The 23366-nt window shown below is 54.5% G+C and carries 28 protein-coding genes; 25 read left to right on the top strand and 3 right to left on the bottom strand.

Annotation, left to right across the window (positions count from 1 at the left end; translation table 11 throughout):
* Positions 1-125 precede the first annotated feature (125 nt).
* The 6 genes from FTE24_RS22345 to FTE24_RS22320 all read left to right on the top strand — a co-directional run bounded on the left by FTE24_RS22345 (position 126) and on the right by FTE24_RS22320 (position 7269).
* A complete protein-coding gene (locus FTE24_RS22345; protein ID WP_150228679.1) occupies positions 126-1754 on the top strand; it encodes a tetratricopeptide repeat-containing diguanylate cyclase in 1629 nt (542 codons plus the stop codon).
* Between the two features lie 370 nt (positions 1755-2124).
* A complete protein-coding gene (locus FTE24_RS22340; protein ID WP_150228681.1) occupies positions 2125-2862 on the top strand; it encodes a response regulator transcription factor in 738 nt (245 codons plus the stop codon).
* On the top strand, positions 2859-4361 hold the full coding sequence (locus FTE24_RS22335; RefSeq protein ID WP_150228682.1) for a sensor histidine kinase: 1503 nt from the start codon (positions 2859-2861) through the stop codon (positions 4359-4361). Before FTE24_RS22340 ends, FTE24_RS22335 begins: the two co-directional genes overlap by 4 nt.
* 116 nt (positions 4362-4477) lie before the next feature.
* The gene (locus tag FTE24_RS22330; RefSeq protein ID WP_150228684.1) at positions 4478-5704 is read left to right on the top strand and encodes a TolB family protein; all 1227 of its coding nucleotides are present in this window, start codon (positions 4478-4480) and stop codon (positions 5702-5704) included.
* Positions 5705-5946: 242 nt separating this feature from the next.
* Positions 5947-6516 carry a papain-like cysteine protease family protein gene (locus tag FTE24_RS22325; RefSeq protein ID WP_150228686.1) on the top strand — a complete coding sequence of 190 codons (570 nt, stop codon included), beginning with the start codon at positions 5947-5949 and terminating at the stop codon, positions 6514-6516.
* A 21-nt stretch (positions 6517-6537) separates the two neighbouring features.
* Entirely contained in the window at positions 6538-7269 is a 732-nt protein-coding gene (locus FTE24_RS22320; protein WP_150228687.1) for a hypothetical protein, read from the top strand.
* Positions 7270-7603: 334 nt separating this feature from the next.
* On the opposite strand, the gene FTE24_RS22315 is transcribed toward FTE24_RS22320, so the two are convergent.
* On the bottom strand, positions 7604-8473 hold the full coding sequence (locus FTE24_RS22315; protein WP_150228689.1) for an alpha/beta fold hydrolase: 870 nt from the start codon (positions 8471-8473) through the stop codon (positions 7604-7606).
* A gap of 182 nt (positions 8474-8655) precedes the next feature.
* On the opposite strand from FTE24_RS22315, the gene FTE24_RS22310 reads away from it, so the two are divergent.
* The 7 genes from FTE24_RS22310 (at position 8656) to FTE24_RS22280 (ending at position 13115) form a co-directional block, all read left to right on the top strand.
* Positions 8656-9225 carry a TetR/AcrR family transcriptional regulator gene (locus FTE24_RS22310; protein WP_150228691.1) on the top strand — a complete coding sequence of 190 codons (570 nt, stop codon included), beginning with the start codon at positions 8656-8658 and terminating at the stop codon, positions 9223-9225.
* A gap of 230 nt (positions 9226-9455) precedes the next feature.
* A complete protein-coding gene (locus FTE24_RS22305; protein ID WP_150228693.1) occupies positions 9456-9857 on the top strand; it encodes a DUF4259 domain-containing protein in 402 nt (133 codons plus the stop codon).
* A complete protein-coding gene (locus FTE24_RS22300; protein ID WP_150228695.1) occupies positions 9854-10495 on the top strand; it encodes a hypothetical protein in 642 nt (213 codons plus the stop codon). The genes FTE24_RS22305 and FTE24_RS22300 overlap by 4 nt, the downstream gene beginning before the upstream one ends.
* A gap of 420 nt (positions 10496-10915) precedes the next feature.
* On the top strand, positions 10916-11284 hold the full coding sequence (locus FTE24_RS22295) for a hypothetical protein (protein WP_150228697.1): 369 nt from the start codon (positions 10916-10918) through the stop codon (positions 11282-11284).
* A gap of 132 nt (positions 11285-11416) precedes the next feature.
* Positions 11417-11977 (top strand): AAA family ATPase, encoded by a 561-nt coding sequence (locus FTE24_RS22290; RefSeq protein ID WP_150228699.1) that lies wholly within the window; start codon positions 11417-11419, stop codon positions 11975-11977.
* A 27-nt stretch (positions 11978-12004) separates the two neighbouring features.
* Positions 12005-12454, top strand: coding sequence for a DUF1569 domain-containing protein (locus FTE24_RS22285; RefSeq protein WP_141449623.1), 450 nt, complete (start codon positions 12005-12007; stop codon positions 12452-12454).
* Between the two features lie 25 nt (positions 12455-12479).
* Positions 12480-13115 (top strand): hypothetical protein, encoded by a 636-nt coding sequence (locus tag FTE24_RS22280; RefSeq protein WP_150228701.1) that lies wholly within the window; start codon positions 12480-12482, stop codon positions 13113-13115.
* A 42-nt stretch (positions 13116-13157) separates the two neighbouring features.
* Here the strand turns inward: FTE24_RS22280 and FTE24_RS22275 are convergent, their stop codons facing one another.
* Complete coding sequence (locus tag FTE24_RS22275; RefSeq protein WP_150228703.1) at positions 13158-13751, bottom strand: TetR/AcrR family transcriptional regulator; 594 nt, start codon at positions 13749-13751, stop codon at positions 13158-13160.
* Between the two features lie 160 nt (positions 13752-13911).
* On the opposite strand from FTE24_RS22275, the gene FTE24_RS22270 reads away from it, so the two are divergent.
* On the top strand, positions 13912-14601 hold the full coding sequence (locus FTE24_RS22270; protein WP_150228705.1) for an SDR family NAD(P)-dependent oxidoreductase: 690 nt from the start codon (positions 13912-13914) through the stop codon (positions 14599-14601).
* 158 nt (positions 14602-14759) lie between these two features.
* Positions 14760-15395 (top strand): GyrI-like domain-containing protein, encoded by a 636-nt coding sequence (locus FTE24_RS22265; protein ID WP_150228707.1) that lies wholly within the window; start codon positions 14760-14762, stop codon positions 15393-15395.
* A 193-nt stretch (positions 15396-15588) separates the two neighbouring features.
* On the opposite strand, the gene FTE24_RS22260 is transcribed toward FTE24_RS22265, so the two are convergent.
* The gene (locus FTE24_RS22260; RefSeq protein ID WP_150228709.1) at positions 15589-16032 is read right to left on the bottom strand and encodes an SET domain-containing protein; all 444 of its coding nucleotides are present in this window, start codon (positions 16030-16032) and stop codon (positions 15589-15591) included.
* Between the two features lie 123 nt (positions 16033-16155).
* Here FTE24_RS22260 and FTE24_RS22255 point away from each other — a divergent pair, with 123 nt between their 5' ends.
* The 10 genes from FTE24_RS22255 to FTE24_RS22210 all read left to right on the top strand — a co-directional run bounded on the left by FTE24_RS22255 (position 16156) and on the right by FTE24_RS22210 (position 23349).
* A complete protein-coding gene (locus FTE24_RS22255) occupies positions 16156-16677 on the top strand; it encodes an AAA family ATPase (RefSeq protein ID WP_141449628.1) in 522 nt (173 codons plus the stop codon).
* A gap of 148 nt (positions 16678-16825) precedes the next feature.
* Positions 16826-17380 carry a hypothetical protein gene (locus tag FTE24_RS22250; protein ID WP_150228711.1) on the top strand — a complete coding sequence of 185 codons (555 nt, stop codon included), beginning with the start codon at positions 16826-16828 and terminating at the stop codon, positions 17378-17380.
* A gap of 15 nt (positions 17381-17395) precedes the next feature.
* Positions 17396-17971, top strand: coding sequence for a hypothetical protein (locus tag FTE24_RS22245; RefSeq protein WP_150228713.1), 576 nt, complete (start codon positions 17396-17398; stop codon positions 17969-17971).
* Between the two features lie 6 nt (positions 17972-17977).
* The gene (locus tag FTE24_RS22240) at positions 17978-18760 is read left to right on the top strand and encodes a hypothetical protein (RefSeq protein WP_150228715.1); all 783 of its coding nucleotides are present in this window, start codon (positions 17978-17980) and stop codon (positions 18758-18760) included.
* A 13-nt stretch (positions 18761-18773) separates the two neighbouring features.
* Positions 18774-19274, top strand: a complete 501-nt coding sequence (locus tag FTE24_RS22235; protein ID WP_150228717.1) for a DNA topology modulation protein — start codon at positions 18774-18776, stop codon at positions 19272-19274.
* Positions 19275-19400: 126 nt separating this feature from the next.
* Entirely contained in the window at positions 19401-19724 is a 324-nt protein-coding gene (locus FTE24_RS22230) for an ArsR/SmtB family transcription factor (protein WP_141449629.1), read from the top strand.
* A 21-nt stretch (positions 19725-19745) separates the two neighbouring features.
* Positions 19746-20636, top strand: coding sequence for an aldo/keto reductase (locus tag FTE24_RS22225; protein ID WP_337190081.1), 891 nt, complete (start codon positions 19746-19748; stop codon positions 20634-20636).
* Between the two features lie 176 nt (positions 20637-20812).
* Positions 20813-21091 carry a protein tyrosine phosphatase gene (locus tag FTE24_RS22220; RefSeq protein WP_202111977.1) on the top strand — a complete coding sequence of 93 codons (279 nt, stop codon included), beginning with the start codon at positions 20813-20815 and terminating at the stop codon, positions 21089-21091.
* A gap of 81 nt (positions 21092-21172) precedes the next feature.
* On the top strand, positions 21173-22249 hold the full coding sequence (locus FTE24_RS22215) for an NAD(P)H-dependent flavin oxidoreductase (protein ID WP_150228719.1): 1077 nt from the start codon (positions 21173-21175) through the stop codon (positions 22247-22249).
* 212 nt (positions 22250-22461) lie between these two features.
* Positions 22462-23349, top strand: coding sequence for a class I SAM-dependent methyltransferase (locus FTE24_RS22210; RefSeq protein WP_150228721.1), 888 nt, complete (start codon positions 22462-22464; stop codon positions 23347-23349).
* Positions 23350-23366: the final 17 nt, after the last annotated feature.

Below are 23366 nucleotides of genomic sequence, written 5' to 3'. Positions count from 1 at the left end.
TATGCACAAAACCATTGATTTTACCGTTCGTGAATCGTAGTATAGGGTATACTTGGGAATTGCGCCATCTATGAACGATGGCCGGTTCGAACGGGAATTGCTGCTGCTATGGGGGAGGAGAAACCTTGCCGGACTATCATTCTTACAAAAAAAGCGCACAGTTCAAACAGCCGGATTGGGGACTTCTCGACCCGGATAACGGGGCGGACGCCTGCTCGGCGGAGCAGTTTGAACGCGTGCTCGACGTATTGGAAATCCAGCCTTATCGCGACGTCAACTCGGCGATCGTACCCGTGCAGCAGGCGCTCGCCGTCGCCGCTCGCCTTCAGCAGGAGAAGCTGACGCAGCGTACCCGGCTTATTCACGCCGACGTGCTCGGCCGGCAGGGGCAGATCGCCGACAGCGGCCGCCTGATCCGCGAGATCAACGCCTGGGCGGCGGCAAACGATCAAGAGCATATTTTGGCCCGCAGCCACCGGCTGCTCGGCGGGTTTTTCCGCCGGTTGGGCGACCACGACAGCGCGCTCGAACATGCGCTGCGCGCGCTCAAGCATCTGCCTTCCGGCGTTGCGCCTCCGACCCGCGCGGATCACCTGATGACGCTCGCCCTGACGCTTGACGAATCCGGCGCTTACGAAGACGCCAAGCAGCGGTTCGACGAAGTGCTGGCGATCGCGAACGCGACCGGAGACGTGCAGTTCGAGCTGTTTGCGCTCAACAACATGGCGTTTACGTATTACGACCTCGGCGATCTGGAAAAAGCGGCGGAGATGATCACGCGGATCCGCGATCTGTCGGAACGCCACCATTTTCCGCTTATCGCGATGCAGCTCGATACGATCGCGAAAGGCGAAATTTTGCTCGGACGCCCCGACGAAGCCGAGCGGACGCTGCTGCCGGTCATTACCGACCCGTCCGAACGGCGGCTCAGCGAACTCGCTTCGCTGCCGGAGTGCATGCTGACGCTGTCCCAGGCGCAGCTGCTGCAAGGCAAGCTCGGCGAAGCGCAGGCCATGCTCGACGAAGCGAAGCATCTGTGCGAAGACCACGGCCTGGCCGCGCTCTGCGTGCAGGCCCGGCTGCGCCAGGCCGAGCTGTACGCCGAAGCCGGCCGCTACAAGGAAGCGTACGAAGAGCACCGGGTATTCCACGAAGAAGCGGAAGCGCTTCGTTCCGCGGAACGCGAAGCGAAAGCGCATATTTTCCAAGCCGTGTTCGAAGCGGAAGAAGCGCGCAAGAGCAGCGAGCATTTCCGCGAGATGGCGCTGCGCGATCCGCTGACCGGCCTGCGCAACCGGCGCTTTATCGACGACCATATCGACGAGCTGCTGGAGCAGACGCGCGAGAGCGGCGATCCGCTCACGATCGCGATCATCGACCTCGATTATTTCAAGCGGGTCAACGATACGCTGTCGCATGTCGTCGGCGATACGGTGCTGATCAACGTGGCGAAGATCCTGTCGGTCGCCGCGGCCGAACCGGCGGCGGTCGCGCGCATGGGCGGCGAAGAATTCGTCGCGCTGTTCCCGCGTACCGACGAGAAGCAGGGCCTGGAACTGGCGAACCGGATGTGCCGGGCGATCCGCGGCGCGGACTGGAGCCCGATTACGGGCACCCTGCCGGTCACGGCCAGCATCGGCGTGCATACGGTATACGGCGGCTCGATCAGCCGCATGGAGCTGCTCGGCATTGCCGACCGGCGCCTGTACATCGCGAAGCGGGCGGGCAAAGACCGGGTCGTCGCGGAAGGCTAGTTCGTCGCAAACGGCTAGACCCGGGCTGCGCGGCTCGGCGGCGGAAAGTTTGCGGCGAGACTATCTCCCGAACGACCGTATCCGCGGAGCGCATTGATGGATCGGGTTTACGGATCGCATTCACAGATTGCATTTACAGATCGTATTCACGGATCGTGTCTACAGTTCACGTTTACGGATTGCACCTACACATCGAGTCTACGAATCCTCTCCATGGACGCTATGGAACAACTCTCGGCCGCATACGGGGCGCTTACGCCTCCGCCGCGGCCTTTTTGCGCATTTTGCTTTTTTTACGGAAGAAGTTTTGGTCTTTGGCGGGAGATGGTGTTTAATGGAGGGGAACATCCAGTGACGGGAGGAACGCCATATGAGCAGAAAAGTGCTGGTCGTCGACGACGAACCGGGCATCCGCAGCGCGATCGCCTATGCGCTCAAGCGCGAAGGCTACGAGACCGAGACGGCATCCGACGGCGAGGAAGCGTTATCCAAGGTGGACTCTTTCGGCCCTTCGGTGCTCGTGCTCGACGTGATGATGCCGAAGATGGACGGTTACGAAGTCTGTCGGCGCCTGGAGAACCGGAGCGGAATCGGCATCATCCTGCTGACGGTCAAAAACGACATCATCGACAAAATCGTCGGTCTGGAACTCGGGGCGGACGATTATATGACGAAGCCGTTCGAGATTCGCGAAGTGCTCGCCCGGGTCAAAGCGCTGATGCGGCGGATCGAAAAAAGTAAGGCTCCCGCCCCGGACGCCAGCGAACGCGCGGCGGACGAAGCTGAAGCGGGCGACCTCGTGGAGCTTGGCCCGCTGCGCATCCGTATCTCGCACCGCTCGGCGGAACTTGCCGGCGAAAGTCTTGAGCTGACGCCCAAAGAATTCGACCTGCTGACGCTGCTCGTCTCCAGGCCGGCCCGCGTCTTTACGCGCGATGACCTGCTTGACCGCGTATGGAGCATGGACTATGCGGGCGGGACGCGCACGGTCGATATCCATGTGCAGCGGCTGCGCAAGAAGCTGGGCGAAGAACATCAGGCGCTGCTTCAGACCGTGTACGGGGTCGGCTACAAAGCGTCGGCGCCGGCGGGCGGAGCTCCCGCATGAAGATCGGCATCCGGCTGAAGTTCACGCTCGTGCTGGCCGCGCTGCTGATCGTGAGCGTCGGCCTGCTGAGCGGCCTCGTGCTGCGCGGCATCCGGGGCAATCAGGCGGCGCAGATCGAAGAAGTGCTGGCGCGGCAGACCCAGCTGGCGAATCTTCGGCTGCGGCAGGAATATTATACGGAGACGCCGCAGACGGACGCTTCGGCGTTCTACACTCGCGAAGGCGTGCGCCTCGCGAGCGAATTGGCGGACCTGACCGGCATGCCGGTCACGCTGTACGCCAAAGACCGCAGCGTGCTCGGTTCTTCGATCCGCGCTGTTCGCGGCGAAGGCGGGCAGCTGCAAGGCGGTGAGTCGGAATCGCTCGATTATGCGCTCGGCGGCAGCATCGCGTATTTCAGGCAGGGCAGCCGGGGAGAGACGATGCTGTATTTTGCGCCGGTGGAAGGTCCGCAGGGACAGATCGGCGCGATCCGTTTCGACTACCCGATCGACAGTTACCTGACGTTCTACGCCGCGATCCGCCGGCTGTTTCTGCTCGTCGGCGCTTCGGTCACGGCGGCCGCTTTCCTGCTCGGATTCGTGTATTACAGCCGCTTCGCGACCGCGATCCTCAAGCTCAAAGCGTCGGCCGACCAGATCCGCCGGGGCCAGTTCCTGAGCGGGGAGCCGCTGCGGCGGCGGGATGAGCTGGGCGAACTCGGGCGCGGCATCACGTACATGAGCGGGGAGATTCAGCGCAATATCGCGGGACTGGAAGACGAGCGCAGCAAGCTTGCCCAGGCCGTCGAGCGGCTGCAGGCGCTGGAGCACCGGCAGAAGCAGTATATCGGCAATATCAGCCACGAGTTCAAAACGCCGCTGACGACGATCAAAGCGTATACCGAACTGCTGGACCTGTACCGGGACGATCCGCAGCTGCTCGGCGAAGCGCGCGAGAGCATCGACAAAGAAGCGCAGCGGTTGTACGAAATGGTCGAAAAAGTGCTGCGGTTGTCCGCGCTGGAACGTTACGATTTCGAACTGGAAGCGTCGGAAGTGGAAGCGTCGGCGGCGCTGCGCGACGCGGCGGCGCACATGCGCGGCAAAGCCGAGCGGTTCGGGGTAACGCTGGAAGTGGACGTGCGGCCCGCCGTAGTCTGGTGCGACGCCGAGAGCTTCATGCACATCTTCACGAATCTGCTGGATAACGCGATCAAATACAACCGCACCGGCGGCACGGCTTACATTCGCGGCGGGCCCGAAGGCGACGAAGTGCGGTTGACCGTCCGCAATACGGGGCTGTCGATTCCGGAAGAAGCGCGGGAGAAAATTTTCGAACCGTTCTATACGGTAAACAAAGACCGGGCGCGGCTGTCCGGCGGCAGCGGGCTCGGTTTGTCGCTCGTCAGGCGGCTGGTGGAGACGCAGGGCGGCCGTATCGAGCTGCTGCCCGTAGAAGGCGAAGGCACGGCGTTCGAACTGGTCTTTCCGGCGCGTCCGCCGGTGGATGAGGCATAAAGCCGGACATCGGACATTGGATACGGGACATCGGTTGGCGAACGCTCCGAATCGGACATCTTTTGGACGCAATTCGCCGGTACAATGGAGGCAGCATCAAGAGGAGGACGAGCGACATGCCATCAACTGTGGAAAAAAAGACCATGCGGCGCGCGCCGGTGCTGCTCGGCATTCTGCTCGCATTGTTCGCCGTCGGCGGCTGCGCGGGCGAAGAGAAAGTTCAGGTTCAAGGCGGAGCGGCGATGCAGCCGGCGGCGTCTTCGAGCCCTGCCGGCGCGGCGCAAAGTTCCGCGGAGAAGCCTTCGGCGTCTCCTTCCGTGACGGTCCGGCCGAATCCGAACGAATCGGTCTACTCCGGCCTGAAGCTGGAGAAGATCGACGAGCTCGAAGAGACGCTTGGCGGCATCTGGCTCGGCGACGGGCGGATCCTGATCCAGAAGCCCGATCCGGAAGCGGAACCGGTCTGGATCGGCGAGACGCAGATGCCGCCGTACAGCCTCTATATTCGCGACCTCGGCACCGGCGAAGAAGAGCTGCTGCACGGCGGCGACGGCAAGAGCTGGGGTGCCCCGCTGCTGTCTCCGGACGGCAAGCATCTGTTCCTGCTGGACGACAGCGGCGTCAGCGGTATTCCGTATCTGCTCGACATGGAGAGCCGCAAGCTGACGCGGATCGACACCGGGACGTCCGGCGAATACGCGTCTTCGCTGGACGCGGGCTGGCTGGACAACGCGCATGTCGCGTACGCGAAAGAACATAACGGCGGCTTGTACCAATCAGATCTCTCCGGCCAGGAGACGCTCCTCCACGAAGAGAGCGGGCGCACCGTGCTGCTGAATTCGCTGGAGACCGCCGCAGGCGGCGACGGCCGGGTGTATTACGGCTTGTCCGATACGGACTGGGGCATGTACGTGTACGATACGGCGCAGAGCAAGCGTTCGGAGATCGGCACGTCGATCCCGAGCCTCGTTCCGTCGCCCGACGATACGCAGCTTGCGGTCATCAAGCGGATCGACGATACGCGGGAGCAGCTGCTGCTGACCGACCCGAGCGGCAAAGAGATCAAGACACTGGCCGAAGGCAAAGGCTTTTTCGGCATCGGCTGGTCCCCGGACGGCAAACGTCTCGCCTACACCGTCACATCCGGCCGCGACACGGGCAAAAACGGCTTCTACATCGCCGATTCCGCGACCGGCCAATCGTTCCTGCTGTCCCCGGACCTGGCCGACGCCGGCGACCGGATGCGATGGAGCCCGTCGGGCACCAAGATCATGGTCACCAAGTCGGAGCGCCTAAGCGGCAAGCTGGTCTCGACGACGACGATCATTACCGTCTCGTGGTAGGCCGGTAGCGGCGAGCGAGAAGGAAGCCGGACGGTTGCGAAATGTGGTTTTGTTGTTAAAAGAGAAAAGCTTGAAGCGGGATTTCCTGCTTCAAGCTTTTTTGCGCAATATTAATATATAAAATTAATTTTATATACACAAAAAAATAATATTTACTTTAAATTCCTTTTAATATATAAAAAGTAGAAAGCGTTATCATTTTAAATGCTTGATTTCAATTTATTGTAAAGGAGATTCATGATATGGAATTTAGAAAGTCTAAAGTAACTTTGGTACTTGTATGCTTTTTGGTGTCCACGGCTCTTTTTGCAACCAGTGCACAGGCTGCTTTTAACTATCGGCATAATCCAGTCACATCACAAATCCAACAAAGATCTCTTTGGTGCTGGGCAGCTACTTCAAGTATGGCTGGTCAATACTTAGGGGCAACAGGAGCGACACAAACTAATATTGTAACTTATGTAAAAGGATCGCCGACAATAAACGATTCTGGTAATGTAAGCGATATGCAAAAAGGGTTAGCTAAATATGGTGTTAATTCTTCTACTTTTTTGGAATCGCTAGTTTTTTCTTCGATCAAGTCAAATATAAATAATAATCGAAATATGATAGCTGCTATTTCTTGGACTAGTGGCAGTGCTATAGGGCATGCCCTTCTAATAAGAGGATACAGTGAAGATACATCAAGTGGTGCCCAAAATGTTACTTATATTGATCCGGCGGATGGTTCTTATAACATGATGGCGTACAACTCTTTCCGATCAAATAATTCATGGAATTGGGTTAATACTTTGACATCCATTTATAACTGAATATAAGAGGAGGCTCTTAAAATGAGAAAAACATCTTCGGTTCTGCTTATGGTTTTGATTCTTTTTTATGGATTTCAATTTCCCGTAAATGCAGAATCAAAAATTGAATATGCGAATGACACCATTCAAGCAAGTATATATTCCGATCTTCAAAATCAATACGTGAGTTCACTAAACATGGAGAAAGAACAGTTCAAAACAAATGGAGATTTTAATAATGCAAAATTAGGTGAAGGAATTGCTACCTATCAAATTGAAATTGAAGACTATTCTTTTACGTTGAAAGGTTACGAATTTCCTTTGATCTTAGACGATGAAGTTATTGGTACAATTGAAGCAGAAAAAAATGAAGGAGATTGGTCGATTACCAATATCAGTACTATTTCTGACCTTCCATCAGAAATTGAAGAAGCTGAAAGAGAAGCTGGAAATGATAATGCCATCCAATACATACATGATAAAAGATATAAAATAAAAGGATTTTATATTCAAAACACAGCAGAATTTTTTGATTCTATCAATAATCAAGTTTACGATATGGATAGCTTCAGACAATCGATAGATACTTTCAAAGCAGATCAATCTAGTATGCAAATGAAAGATTCGTCAGGTTCTGAGGAAATTCAGGTCGGTGGTGGCGTTGAATTGTTAGAGGATTCTGAAATTCGAAATATTCCTCTTATTACAGCTTTAATAGCCGTTCTTTTTCTTGGAGTGGGTGTGGCTCTCTTGTACAAAATGAAAAAAAACTAAAATCATTATTAAAGACATTAAAGTGTTGGTGTAGCTTTAGTGTCTTTTTTTAGAGGAGTTACTCATCCATACCGGCCAAGCGCATCCTTCGAGTCATACCGCCAACCGGGGAATTCGGAAGGGTTCTCTACCGGCAGAAGAAACAAAGAGACTTGAACAAGGCATTCAGGAAAGGCCAGTATTTGAGCTAACAGGAATAGAAAATCATAGTCAGGAAGTATAGGTATAAAAAACTCCCTCGAACGGCATGTTGCTGTAAACCAACAACATGCCGTTTGAGGGAGAATGATTGTAATCTGTATAAAAAGATCGGTAGGTTTCGTGTACAACAAGATTAACGGGCCGCCACCTGAGTATCCAGAAAGTGCAGGATAAGCTTAACGCTAATCTCCAGATCTTCTTCAAGCGGAAAATGACCCGTATTTAGCAGATGGACGTCCACGTTCTGAAGGTCTTCCATATAGGCCAGAGCGCCTTTGACCCCGAAGAACATATCGTGCCGTCCCCAGGCGACCAGCATTGGCGGTTGGTATTCCCGGAAATAGTCGTGCCAGGTCGGATAGGCCGTCAGATTATTCCGGTAATCGTAGAACAGCGCGAGCTGGATCTCCGCATTGCCGGCCCGATCCAGATGAATCTGATCGTGGTTCCAGTTGTCCGGGCTGATCGATTCGGGATCGCGCGTGCCGTTCACATACTGATGCCGGGTCGTCTCGATCGACAGCAGGTCGAGGACGCCCTGACGGATCGCGGCATCTTCGGGATTGTTCCAATAGGCCCGAATAGGTGCCCAACCCGGTTCAAGGCCTGCTTCATAAGCATTGCCGTTCTGGGAGATGATCCCCTGCACGCGCTGCGGATGCATAACGGCCAGGCGATAGCCGACGGGAGCGCCGTAATCGTGCACGTACAGACTGTAGCGCTCCAGCTGCAGCTGCTCGGTAAAATCATGCATCAGTTTGGCCAGATTCTCGAACGTGTACGTAAATTCTTCCGGGGTCGGCTGATCGCTGCTGCCGAATCCCGGATAATCGGGCGCGACGACGTGGTAACGATCCGCAAGGCGCACGATCAGATTGCGATACATATGCGAAGAAGAAGGAAATCCGTGCAGCAGCAGCACCGTCGGATTGTGGCGGCTGCCGGCTTCCCGGTAGAACAGATTCAAGCCGTTTACTTGTGCATACTTGTGTTGGACGTTCATTGGAATCACCTCGGTATAGGATTTGGATGCGTTAGACTTGCGTTCACCCATACTATACATACAGGTCTGTATAGTTACAAGTGTTTTTTATTTGCAATTCTGTTCGGACGGCTTTACTATACGTATACAGAGCTGTATATGTTGAAGATAGACGAACTATTTTCGGGAAAGAGGAGCAGTCAATGGCCAACAAAAGCAAAAAAGAACAAATCATTCAGGTCGCTTCGGGGCTGTTCAACCAGCAGGGCATTCGCGCAACCGGGGTCGATCAGGTGGTCGCCGAATCCAAAGTAGCCAAAATGACGTTATACAATCATTTTCCTTCCAAAGACGCACTGGTACTGGATTATTTGAAACGGCAGGACGAGCAGTGGATGGCCTGGTTCAAATCTTCGATCGACCGTCGGGGCGGAACGCCGCAGGATCGCCTGCTGGCGATCTACGACGTGTTAGGCGAATGGTTTGCCGCACCGGACTTCACCGGCTGCGCTTTTATCAAAGCGGCTTCGGAATTCTCGGACAGCAGTCATCCGTATCACAAGGCCGCTCACCACTACAAAGTGGAGCTGCGATCCTATATGGAGGCATTGACCGCCCAATGCGAAGTCCGGCAGCCGGAAGCTTTGTCGAATATGCTGTATTTGCTGATGGAAGGGGCGATCACCGCTTACATGCTGGAGAGCGACCTTGAATCGGCCGTGCATGCCCGCGCAGCCGCGGAAGTTCTGCTGGAACGCTTTGCGCGGGATTGAGCGAGATTCTGTGCGAAGAACCCTCATTCATACCTGCAATCAGCCGTGAAAGGAAGGATCAACATGACCAGCACGCTCCAAATCAGACCTCTCTCCAGTGAGGCAGAAGCAGGTATACGATCCCGCCTTTCGTGACCGCTGACGAAGTGAATCGGTACCGGGATCTCAATCACCGAAACGACGGCAGAACTCAAAGCGAATTTACAACCCAACAAGAAGGAGCGGATGTAATGGGAGCATGGGGTTACGGCATTTTCGAAAATGACGATACGATGGATTGGCAGGCCGATCTGGTACGCTCGGAAGGGCTGGACATGCTGAGGGAATCGATCGAGCGTGCGGTTGGGGACGAGGATATGGAGGCGCAGACCGCTTCGATCGCTTTGGGAGCGATTGCCGTACTGGCCGCTCTACAGGAGCAGGCGCTGAACGCGGAATTCGAACATATGGAAGAACTGCAAGCCTGGATCCACCGACATCGCGGAACCGGAACAGAGCTGAACGGCAAAGCCCGGCAGGCGATTCAACAAATATTGGAGCAGTCCGAACTGAAAGAATTGTGGGAAGATACGGACGAGTATGCAGAATGGGAAGGTACGGTAACGGCGTTGGGGGAGCGGCTCGGGGAATGATGATCATCAAATTCATACCTCTTATTCTCGCCGTTTTTCTGTTATCGGCTTGCGCGGGCGACGAAGCGGAGACCGGAGCCGCGGCCCAAAAGAGCGAAGCCCAATCGGATCCGGGTTCCAAAACGGTCGTGCATGCTGAAAGTTTAAGAGCCGAAATGGAGAAAAACGAGCTGGTGAACGAATCCGATATCATTGTGTCCGGAACCGTTCTGTCTCAGACAGTGGAGAGCGACTTTAGCGGCTTCCCGGCTACGGACACGCTGATCGAGGTTGAACACAGATACAAAGGAAACTCGGCAGACGAGATCGAAGTGCGGTCAGCGGGTGGGGAAACGGATGACATGATTTATGTGGTCGAAGATACAGCCGAATTCATCATCGGAGAAAAAGTGATTTTGTTTCTGAGTCGAAATGGAGGAAGCCGGCCGAACGAAGAATCGTTTTACTATACAGTCGGCCAAGCAGGAGGAAAGTTCAGCGTCGATTCCTCAGGACAGGGAATGACCCGAAATAATCAAAGCGATTTCCAGTTTGATCTGGAAAACCTGCAGGCTGAGATCGATGAACTGGAACACTATAACCAAACACATAACGTACCCCGTCTGCTTTTGCCGGAGGGGGAGGAGAGTGATATTTGAATGAATGGACGTCTCAAGCCTCGCCCAGTCGAACACGAGGAACGGCTTATTGTTCAAACGCTTACATTTATAATCTGTTGGTCGAGAAAGCTTTTGAACTGAAAACCGGTGAATACGGACGAATGATTTATAACGGAAGACACACTTCAACGTACACGGGGGAGTGGGATTACGAATTACATATGATTAACGTGCTTCCTACGGCAGATAGGAGAAATAACTGCGAAAGAGCTGTTATTTCGCGGTACCCGTAAGTGCTGGAAAGAATAACTGCGAGAGAGCCGTTATTTTCTGATCCGAGTGCTACAAACCTCTTTTTTTCGAAAAATAAGTGGATCTGTGCAGTTATTTGTGATGATGAGAGCTTTTTGGCCGAAATAAGTGTACTCACGCAGTTAATGCTGCCTTCGGAGGTGTGTGATGCAGCGGAAATATGAAGAAATCAGAGCCTACAGCGATAAAGAGATCCGAGAGATGCTGGAGCGCCAAGCGGTGGAAGAGTTGATCATTTTATCGCTGTCGGCAGGGCTGTATCATCCGAATTGGAAATTTGCTCAAGATCTGTGTCTGAAGTTAGCCGAACATTCCGACGCACTCGTCAGGGCAAATGCCATCTTGGGATTGGCGCATGCGGGACGGGTGCACGGCAGGTTGGATCGCAGAATCGTAAAGCCGGTCGTGTTACGCGAACTAAGGAATAACGAAGAGCATCGCGGCAAGATTATGGATGCGATTAGCGATATGAATCAGTTTTTGGACTGGAATTTGGCCGGGAAGCATCAAGTATAACAAACGCGAAGCAGATGCTGGATCAGAAGGACGAGCGAGAGCGTTTATGAAGTGATGTAGCTCACCTATTTTCACTTGTTCATAAGACGTATAGAAATAGACTGTACTCAAGCCAGCGAGGAGGCGAAATGCGTGAAGTTCGTTATTATCTTTGGTCCCCAGGCTGTAGGCAAGATGACGGTGGGACAGGCTTTGGCTGCCCAAACCGGGTTGAAGCTTTTTCATAATCATATGTCGATCGACTTCGTATCTTCGTTTTTTGATTACGGTACGCCTGCCGGCAAGCGGTTGGTAAGTCTGATCCGGCAGGAGATTTTTGAAGAAGTGTCCAAAAGCGACCTGGAAGGACTTATCTTTACGTTCGTATGGGCGTTCGACCTTTCAGGCGACCGGGACTACATCGAGCAAATTTCAGATCTTTTTGAATCCAGAGGCGGTATTGTCTATTGGGTAGAGCTGGAAGCGGATTTGGAAGAGCGCAAAAAACGAAACAAGACGGAGAACAGGCTGCTGCATAAGCCGAGCAAACGGGATGTGGCATGGTCGGAGGGAGAATTGGTTAAAACGTACGAGCAATATAGATTGAATTCTTTGCCCGGAGAGATTAGCAGATCCAACTACATAAAGATCGATAACTTTGGGCGCGAAGCCGATGAGGTAGCCCAAATGATCAGAGAAAGGTTTGATTTGTAAAAAACAATTTTCAGGAGGAGCGATACCATGCAGACGCTGTTCGAGCATTCAACTACCGACGAAGTGATCGCCCGTATCGAACGATTGCATGCCGACTTGCAGCCGCAGTGGGGAGAGATGAATGTGGCCCAGATGTTGGCGCATTGCGCGGCTTTTCAGGACATCGCGGCCGGAATCTCCGGCGCTTCGAGAAGTTGGTTGGGATTTTTCGTCGGACAGCTGGCCAAGCCGGTCTTTTACAACGACCGACCGCTGCCGACAAACATGTCCACCCTGCCGGAGATCCGGATCGCCGACGAAAAATCTTTTGAAGCGGAAAAAGAAAAATTGATCCGAAAACTCCGTACGTTTCAGGCGAACGGACCGCAGGGCTGCACAACGCGGCCGCATCCTTTTTTCGGAAAATTGTCTGCGGAGCAGTGGGGCAAAGGCATGTATAAGCATATCGATCATCATCTTCGGCAGTTCGGCGCATGACCCAACAGATAGAAGGAGCATTCAAATGACGATCATCAGTATCGAAGGAGCCAGCGCGGCGGGCAAGACGACGACTTCCGCGGCTCTCGCGGCGCTCAAGCAGGGATTACATATTCAGGAAGTGGCGATGCTGTGGGCCAAGCCCGAGCCGGCGTACCCGGAATGGTTTTTCGAACGTCAGGCAGACCGGTGGCAAATGGCGCTTGAGCATGAATCGTCGGGGCTTGCGGTCATCGACATCGATTTGTTTCAGCCTTTTTGGTACAACTGGGCGTTCGGTTTCACGTTGTTCGACAGGCAATCGCTGGAGTTTGTCGAAGCTTTCTATAGGCCGCTGATCCAGGCGCGCAAGTTGGGCTTCCCGGATGCCTATTTCGTGCTTCATGCGGAAGAACCCCGGCTGCGCGAGCGAAAAGCGGGCGATTCAACAAGGCTGCGCAGAGGTTTTGAACAGAATATGACGTTTATTGAGCCGCAGCAAAAATATTTTCGCGCACTGAACGGTTTCTGTCCGGGGCTGGTTCATTTTGCCCCGTCGGCCGATGTCCCGGGCACGGTCGCGACGATTGCGGATCAGCTGCCAAGCGGGCAGCAGGCGCACCGGTATTCGCTGGAATTGTTCGATCAGATGGTGGAGTGGCTGCGTACGCATCCGGCCTGACGGATCGGCAGGGACGCGAAGACCGCCAGGCTTCGGCATGGATCAGGCGTCTCGGATCTCGGTCAGCAGGTTCACGACATTATGGAAATGGATCTCGCTGAGCAGCCCGATCATCTCTTCGCGCGAGTCGTTTACCGGCTCGGACACCCACAGCGCAATGACGCCGACCAATCCCGAAGTCATGTACTCCAGCGCGATTTTCGTTTTGAGGCTGTGCCGGCTTTCCTCGATGCCCGAGAGGATTACCGTTTGCAGCGTTTGCTTGAGTTGGGAGGCAAAGTCGGGGACGCCGGTCTCGGCAAGCATCGTCTGGAAAAAGAAAAGATGTTCGTCGATGACCTCGAAGACGTTTCGAAGCAGCGAGGCAAAAGAGGTGCTGTCCAGCTCCCGGATATCGCGAACGTTATTTTGCGCGCAAACGTTCAATTTTTCCGCATGCTCCAGACACAACTTTTCCATCAAGTCTGGCTTGTCCAGATAATGCAAATAAAAAGTATTGCGATTGATCGTCGCTTCGTCCGCAATGTCCTGCACCGTCATTCGGTCATAGCCTTTGCTGCGGATCAGATTGAGAAAAGACGTTTTGATCGCTTTGCGGGTCTTGATGACACGCAGGTCCGTTCTGGCTTCGTTCATGGCGGCGCTCCTCCTACTGCGATAATAGTCAAAAAACATCAATGTGGTGATTAAGTGGTATTTCGTTAGGTATCGACCATTGAGACGTTTAATTCTAGCTTCTACAATGAGAATCGTCAAACGAATCCAAATCCCGTTCATCACAAAGGAGAAACACGATATGAAAACAATGGTTATTATCGGAGCAGGCAAAGGATTGGGCTTATCGCTGGCCAGACGATTCGGCGCGGAAGGCTTCAGGGTGGCTTTGGTTGCGCGCGGCGCGCAGAAGCTGCAGGAGATGGTCGACGAACTTCAGACAGCCGGGATCGAAGCGGCTTATTTCACGGCGGACCTGTATGTACCGGAACAAATCAAGCAGGCGATCGACGACATTACGGCCGCTTTCGGACCGATCGACGTGCTGGAGTTCAGTCCGACGGCCGGTAATTACCCGCCGACTTCGGTACTTGAACTGACGCCGGACAATGCGCAGGATATGTTTGGGGCTTACGTGCTCAGCGCGGTTCATGTCGTGAACGCCGTGCTGCCGGGCATGCGCTCCCGCCGACAAGGCGCCCTGCTCTTCACGACGGGATTGTCCGCGCTGCATGCGATCCCGATGATGGGCAATGTCGGAATCGCCACTTCGGGACTGCGCAGCTACGTCGCGAATCTCAACGCCGAATTGGCGGCCGAACCCCTTTTCGTTGCCCACCGTTCGCTCGGCGTGTTGCTCAAAGAAGCGGGCAGCGGCAGCGTAAACGATCCGGATACGGTCGCGGAGATGTGGTACCGGGCCTATTCCGAACAAGCCGTATGGGAACAGGAGTATCCGCCGGGCGTGACGCCGGCCACGATCGTGTTCTAAACGGCGCGGGGCAGAGTCGGAAATCGTGCAAAAGCACGGGTGTTTTGGCATAGGTTCCGACAGCAAATAGATGTATAATCATGGAAGACAGGTAGAGAGACATCGTGCGTGGGCCTGACGAGAACGTGCCAATCGGCAAAACAGGAGGTACAGCTTCCATGGACCCAAAAATCGATTACAAAAAAGACTACAAAGCGTTCTACCAGCCGAAAACCGTTCCGGAAGTGATCGCGATTCCATCCATGCCTTTCCTGACAATTGAAGGAAGCGGAGATCCCAACGAAGAAGCGTTTGCGCAGGCGACAGGAGCGCTGTACAGTCTGAGCTATGCGGTCCGAATGTCCCATCTGAGCGGCGACGTGCCGGAAGGGTACTATGCCTATACCGTGTTTCCGCTGGAAGGGATCTGGGACCTCGTCGACCATTCGAAGCCTTCGACGGACAAAAGCAATTTGAAGTACAAAATTATGATTCGCCAGCCCGACTTTTTGACGGATGTCGGATTCCAACGCTTTCTGGCGCAGACTGTAAAGAAGAAGCCCAATCCAGCCTTGGAGCGCGTCCGGTTCGAGCGGATCGAAGACGGACCCAGCTGCCAGATGCTGCATGTCGGCCGCTTCGAAGACGAGCCGGCCAGCTTCGCCCGAATGGAACAGTTTTGCGGCGCAAACGGCTGGACGCGTCTGAGCAAACGGCATCGCGAAATCTACCTGTCGGACCCGAGAAAAACGGCGCCGGAAAAAAGAAAAACGGTTCTGCGCTTCCCCGTGGGTCAGACGGTAGACGAGTCGTAAACACAAAATCGGAACAATAAAACCGGAAGGTATAGGACTTGGAATAGGACGTCGTCTTGGCATGTCCATTTGCGGCCGGGAATCCCTATAGGAAGTCCTATTTCCGGTAAAAGGTACATCAAAAAGCCGGTGCAGAGGGAGAATCTTCCCACCGCGCCGGCTTTTGTTCGTTTGGCTTCCGCGCCAGTACCGCTTATGCTTTTTCCGATTCCGATTCCGATTCCGATTCCGATTCCGATTCATCTTCGTCGGAAGCTACATAATCGTCCATAAACCACAGCGGGTCGGTACAGTCTTCTTCGCCGTTGTAGTTGATCAGGACCTCTTCGCCCGCCTTGATATCGGTATAGGCGTAGAAGTCGAACGTATGCTTGTCGAAGCTGATCTCGTACGTAGCGTTCGGCGTATAGGAATGGTTGAGCAGGCTGCCGTAGCCGAGCAGGATCGCCGTATGGTTGGCCCCGTATTCGAACACGTAGTCGGCGAGAATCGTTTTCTCGATATGTTCGTGGTCTTCGTTCTCGTAAGCCACGACCGGAGCTTCATGAATGAGTTCGCCTTTGGCAATATCGCGGGTCGCAAAGACGCCGCGCGTAAACTCGCCGCTGCTGAGTTGGGAATGCTTGATTTCGATCATGGAGTCACCTTCGCAATTCTTGGATTGGGTAGATCGGCCCGTGCGGGCGCACCCATTATTGTAGCCCAACCGCCGTCGAACGGCAAGAAATCCGCAACGAACGATAACTGAGGAGGAGTAGGTATGATGATCTGGATAAACGGAGCGTTTGGTTCCGGCAAATCGACGACCGCGGAGGAGCTGCATCGGTGCCTGCCGGATTCGTTCGTCTACGACCCGGAGCAGGCAGGCTATTTCATTCGGCAAAATACGCCCGGCCGCTTGCATCTGCCCGATTTTCAGGACGATCCCCTATGGCGGTCGATCAATGGGTCTCTACTGAGCCGGATCGCCCGCGAATATACCGGGACGATCCTCATCCCGATGACGATCGTTAATCGCGATTATTGGGACGAATTGGTCGGCGGACTGCGCAGGCAGACGATCGATGTGCGTTGTTTTACGCTATCGGCCAGTCGCGAGACGCTGCTGCAACGGCTGCGCAGTCGGGGAGAAGACGAACATTCCTGGTCGGCGGGCCGGATCGACGAATGTGTGTCCGCCTTATCGGTGTCCGAATTCGGACTTCCTATTGTGACCGACGACCTGTCCCCGGAAGCGGTCGCCGAGAGAATCGCAGCCGAATGCGGCCTGGTTTTGGTCTAAACAGTTGGGAAACACCGAGAGTAAACGTGCAAATCATAAGAGTAAACGTTCATACGCTGAGAGCAAACCTTCAGCTTCGTTCAAGGCATCGGAAAAAAGGGCCGGGAAGCCGATTCCGTATAGGAAGGCCCGGGAAAGAGGGAAAAGCATGCTTAGTAGGACGTATCAACTGGAATGGGAAGCACCAGAAACCGCGGGTAAGCGAAAAATCCGGATCGTCGGTATCGTAGCAAGCGGCAAAACGACTTTAGCCCGGCAGTTATCGGCACATACCGGCATCGACTGGCATGAACTGGACGAAATCGTTCACGCCCGGATCGCGGACGGCAGCCGAAAAAGGACTGCCGAAGAACAGATGGACGCCATTCGGGTAATCGACCATACGGGAGCGTGGATATTCGAAGGCACCGACCGCGACTTCCATGCCGATCTGTACGAGATGGCGGACCTGATTATTTTCCTCGATCCGTCGCTGTGGCAGCGCCGCATTCGTATCGTCAAGCGCTGGATTCGGCAGAATACGGGACGTGAATCTGCGCCGTACAAGCCGGACTTTGCCATGCTGCAAGCGATGTTCCGCTGGACGAATGAATTCGAGCGCGGACGACCGGCGTTCGAAGCGAAGCTTACGCGTTATGGGAAGAAGGTACTGCGGATCACGAACGATACCGGATTGAAGCGGCTGCTGGAAGATAGGGAATAAAAAGGAGGACAAACCATGACCGCTGAAACCAGGCAACCGCGCAGCAAAGAAGCTCGATTTGCGCTGAGTTTGCTTATCCTTCTGATTCCGTCGATTCTGACTCTTATTGTCTTATGGGACTTTTTTCCGACGGACAAGCTGAGTTTTATTTTGGTGACTCCGATCACGCTTGGGCTTAATTTTCTGATCGCGGTAGGATTTGCAGCCATGACTTACCGCAAATTGTGGTTTCGCCTGCTTAGAATGATGATCGGCATCGGGCTGACCTGCTGGATTACGATCGCTTGTTATCCGCAGGATCCGGTAAATTCCATCGAGGAACAGACGCGGGAAGCGATTCAGGCGATCAAGCAGATCGATGAGGTGTCGCGAACCGAATTGATCTCTGCCACCCGCTACAAAGATCCCCGTTATGTGGTTGCACTGAGCAAATATCTGGACGAAATCCCGTTTGACGGCACGTATCAGCTATATGGACATCGGAATTTGTATGGCGATAACTATACGCTTTCCAGGCCGAGCCACATTTTTTTTAAGTTGAAAGGGTATCATAAGGCGATGTGGCTGTATTTGAGACTGTTCGAGAGATAGGTCAATTTGCGTTACCAAGGAGTTCTGATTTATGTATACAGCCAGATTGATTTGCGAAAAATCCCGGGAACGATTGGCCGAGATGACAGACGGGGCGGAATCGGAAGCGTCGCGCAAGTTGGAAGAGCTGGAAGGGGATTCCGGAAGGTCGGGTTTAAAAGAAAGCTGGAGAAAAAAAGTGAAGAAATCAAGGTTCATTCTGTCTGCGTGTTCGTTATCGCCAAACAGATCAACAGCCGACTTGCCGACCAAGCGGACGAGAAAATGGTCGACTCTGCCGCCAAGATGTACGATGCGATCAAGCGGGTCGATTCTTTCTACGAATATTCGATCAAGTCGAGTCGGCTGCATGCAGGGACTGCTCGTAAAGCTGTCGGATACGTCAACCGGTTACGCGATCACGAACGAAGAAGCCAACAAATTGCGGGATATTTTGGGAGAGTAAGGAGTGGGATTTTGAAAAAAACGTATTTGGTCAAGTTGAATTTTCTGGTCGAGTTGGATGAAGAAAAGGGTGAAAACGAAGATTATTTCGAACAGCATATTTTTAATAAGCTTGGAGAGGATCTCCTTCTAAACGATAGCGATAAAGTGCTGGAAGCTGCAAGTACCTCTTCGCTGCAGCTCGATCCCGCTTCGATGAACTGCGGCAGATGCGCCAACTGCAAGCAGTGGGCGACGGACCGGGAGCAGCCGGATGCCTTGACGGAACTGTGCAGCGGAGCGACTTATCGAGGCGAACTGCTTTGCGACGAATGTCTGCCCAAGCAGCATCGGTGGGCTTTTTAAGGGAGGAAACGACATGCGAAAAATAACGGTGATCGGCTCGCCCGGTTCGGGGAAATCGGTCTTCTCGCGCAAGCTTGGCGAGCGGTTGGGGCTTCCTGTTATCCATCTGGATCGCCATTATTGGCAGGATGGTTGGACGCCGACCCCGAACGACGAATGGGACGAATTTCTCAAGGAAACGACGCGGGGCGAGGAGTGGATCATCGACGGCAATTATACGAGAACGCTGGATATTCGTATCCAGGCGTCGGACACCGTTATTTTTCTGGATTTGCCCCGGCTGCTCTGCGTGTATCGGGTGTTCAAGCGGCGATTGATGTACCGGGGGAAGACCCGGCCCGACCTGCAGGAGAACTGCCCCGAGAAATTGGATGCCGAATTCGTCGCCTGGGTCTGGAACTACAACAAGCATAGCCGCCCTCTCGTTATGGAAGCTTTGCAGCGGGAACCGGCAGGCCGGGAGATCGTCATGCTCAGATCGAGCAGGGAGATTGAAGATTTTTTGAGAAAATAACGTATTCGATAGCCGCCGCTTCGGCTGCAATGGTCTCGACTTTGTTTACCAATCCAATTTTTGCGTCGCTTTATGATACGCTGGCTGTAGATCCGGATTCAAAATAGTTCACGAGAGGGGATTGGGATGGAGCAGCAATCGTTATCGGCGGTTGAAGACGGTTTTAGGCAGAATCGGGACGTGATTCTGGCGCTCGGGAACGAGACCCGGCAGGCCATTTTGATTACGCTGCTGCGACAATCGCAGGGCCCAGGCATGCGGGTCGGCGAGATCGAGCGGCATACGCATCTGTCCCGTCCGGCCGTGTCGCATCAACTGAAAGTGCTGAAGGAAGCCGGAATCGTAGACGTGCACCGCGAAGGGACGAGAAATTATTATCGGTTGAACGCGATCGAACGGCTGCAGGCGCTGCGGAATCTGGTCGATTCCATTTTGTCGCAGTGCGAATAAGCGGGATGGACAAGGTATAACGTGACGAGAGAAGGAGCCAAAGCGATGAAGCGCAGCGTAACTGCCGTTAACGGCGTGGAAATTCCCCAAATAGGGTTCGGGATTTACAAAATCAAGCAGGGAGCGGGAGAAGACTTCGACAAAACGATTCTGGCAGCCATTCAAGCCGGTTATCGTCATTTCGATACGGCGCGAATCTATGGGAATGAAGCGGCGCTGGGCAGCGCGATCGATCGCAGCAAGATCCCGCGCGAGCAATTTTTTCTGACTTCCAAAGCCTGGACGACAGAACTCGGATATACGCGTACGCGCAAAGCGTTCGAACAAAGCTGCCGCAAGCTGGGAACGAACGTTTTGGATATGTACCTGATCCATTTCGCAGGTCCGGGTTATGTGGAAGCCTGGAAAGCCATCGAAGAATTGTACGAAGAAGGCCGTATCCGGGTAATTGGCGTCGCAAATTTCGAGATCGAACATTTGGAACGGCTGATGCAGCAGGCCCAAATTCCGCCGATGCTCAACCAGATCGAGACCCATCCGGAATTTCAGCAAAGTCCGCTGCGCGCTTATATGGAGCGGCATCATATTTTGCACGAAGCCTGGGCACCGTTGGGACAAGGCAGCCGGACGCTTTTGGAAAATAAGGAGTTAACGGCAATCGCAGCGGCCCATGACTGTACGACGGCCCAGATCATTCTCGCTTGGCATTTGCACCGCGGCACGATCGTGATTCCAAAATCGTCCCATCCGGTTCGGATGCGGGAAAATATACAGTCGGTCAATATCGTGTTGACGCCGGGCGAACTGGAACGTATTGCGCAGCTGGATACAAAAACGCGTTATTCGGCGAATCCGACAGGCTTTCAGATTCATCCGCTATTCGTGCAGACGATGAAATGGTTTGTTCGTTGAAGCGCGCGGTACCTGTTGGCCTGGTCGACGCCGCACACGTCAACCGCTTATCCGATCACGAACGAAGAGGCCAACAACGTGCGGGATATTTTGGGCGAGTAAGGAAGGAGGAATCTTTTATCCAACTTTTATTCCTATGCAGCCGCAATAAATGGAGAAGCTTGACCGCGGAACATATGTTCAACGCACTGCCGGATTGGGACGTTCGATCCGCCGGCACGGAGAACGGGGCGCGTGTCAAAGTAACCGGAGGCCATATCGGCTGGGCGGATACGATCATGGTGATGGAGAAGCGGCATACCCGGAGGCTCAAAGAAAAGTTCGCCGCAGAACTGCGAGGCAAACGGCTGATCTGTCTCGACATCCCGGACGATTACGGCTACATGGACGAGGAATTGATCGAATTGTTGAAAAACCGGGTAGCGGAACATTTGGAGCTCCCGGCGGATTTTTGAGCGAAACGACGGCGAAAGGGCCGCTGTTCTGGCCTTAATATCGAAAATAGCATCCCGAGAACATGAAAGCGAGGAAATCCGATGACCTTATCTATGCACACCCGCATTTGCGATCTGTTCGGTATTCGTTATCCGCTCGTGCTGGCCGGCATGGCGGGGATCGCGAATATGGCTCCGCTCGTCTCCGCGGTGTCCGCGGCCGGAGGACTGGGCACGCTCGGCGCCGCTTATCTGAAGCCGGACGAGATTCGCGCAGTCGTTCGCGATATTCGGCAGCTCACCGATCGGCCGTTTGCGGTCAATCTGTTCGCGCCGGGCAAGCCGGACGATTACGAAAATTTCGATGTCGTCAACCGCCAGTTGGACGGCATCCGTCGTTCGCTTGGCGTTCCGCATCCGGCGCAGGGCGAGATTCGGACGCCGGATCTGTTCGAGCGGCAGTTCGACGTGCTGCTTGAAGAGCAGGTGCCGATCCTGAGCCTGACGTTCGGGCTGCTGCCGGAGCGGCACAGGCAGCGGGCAAAAGCGGCAGGCATGCGGGTGATTGCGACGGCCACCACGGTGGACGAAGCGATTCAAGCGGAGCAGGCCGGCTGCGACGCGGTCGTTGCCCAGGGCAGCGAAGCGGGCGGCCATCGCGGAACGTTCGATACGACGCTTCGGCGGATGGGCGCGAATATCGGCACGATGGCGCTTGTTCCACAGACCGCGGATGCGGTGGATATTCCGGTCATCGCGGCGGGCGGCCTGATGGACGGCAGAGGGCTTGCCGCTTCGCTGATTCTCGGAGCGTCGGGCGTGCAGATGGGCACGCGCTTTCTTACGTCGGTGGAGTCCGGCGCGCATCCGGCGTACAAACGGGCGCTGCTGGGCAGCACGGAAGAAAGCACGGTGCTGACCGATGCTTTTTCCGGCCGCCCGGCCCGGGGCATTCGGAACGCGTTTATTGCCGAATGGGAAGCCGGGAAGCTTGATCCGCTGCCTTTTCCGACGCAGAATACGCTGACGCGGGATATTCGCAGCGCCGCCGCCCGGCAAAACGACCCGGAGCATATGGCGCTCTGGGCGGGACAAGGCACGCGGCTGCTGACGGAACATCTGGCGGCGGCAGAGATCGTGCGGCAGACGATGGAAGAAGCGCGGCGCCTCTTGGGCTGATCCCAGTTGTCGGATACATAAATCTCCGAGAAAGGTTCTGCCTGGCGGCAGAGCCTGTTTGGCGTGCGCAAACAAAGCTTGTACTTTGCCGACTCATCCGCTATCATAGACATAATGTATCTTTGATAGTTTTTAAGTGGAATGTTTTTAATTGGTGGTTTTTATTGTTGAAATTTTTATTATTGAAAAAGAGAGGCTTGGGTGAATAGAAGATGAGCACTTTTTTCGACGCGGCAGTATGGGAACAGGAATGGCAGGCGTACGGAGACGGCGCGGCGAAGCGGATGCGCAGATCGGGTATCGACCCGGCGACCGCGTTCAACGGCAAAGCGGCGAAATTCAACGAACAATCGTTTAACGAAGAAGGACGCAGACGCAGCGCAAGAATCGTGAACTGGCTCGCCGGCCGCGGCGTCAAGTTCGACGGCGCGTCGGTGCTGGATATCGGGGCCGCTTCGGGCGTGTTCACGGTACCTTTTGCCGAACGGGGAGCCAAAGTGACCGCTTTCGAATCTTCGCCGCCGCAGGTGGAACTGCTGCAAGCGAACACGGCCCGTTTTACGGAAAACAAGGTCGAGATCGTCTCCGGGCAGTTCGAAGAAATCGATATCGAGCAAAAAGGATGGAAGGAAGCGTTCGATCTCGTCTTCGTCTCGATGTGTCCGGTCGTGCACGATTGGGACAGCGTCGAGCGAATCTTGAGCTGCGCCCGCCAATTTGCCTATATCAGCATGCCGGTCAGTTCGTCCGAGAACAGCCTGGTCACCGAAGTGACGCCGCTCATTACCGGCCAGCCGTTCCGGGCGAACGTGACGGAGATGGGCTATCTGCTGCATCTGCTGCTGCTCAAAGGGTACGCTTACGAGACGCTCGTCACGAGCGAGCTGAAGACGACCGAACATACGCCCGAAGAAGCGCTGGAAGAAGCGATGATGTGGCTGCGCCACCATAATCTGCCCGCCGACGAGCGAAGCCGCGGCATCGTGCAGGACCATCTCAAGCGCCATTATCCGCCGGATCTCGTTCGGGTGCAGCAGGGCGGACGATTCGGCAAAGTGTTGATCCGGCTGCAGGACCGGCAGATGTACGTGGAAGAGTAACGGCGTTGAACCGTCGG

It is taken from the genome of Saccharibacillus sp. WB 17 (assembly GCF_008634075.2).
GTDB lineage: Bacteria > Bacillota > Bacilli > Paenibacillales > Paenibacillaceae > Saccharibacillus > Saccharibacillus brassicae.
This window is presented reverse-complemented; position numbering and strand designations above follow the sequence as displayed.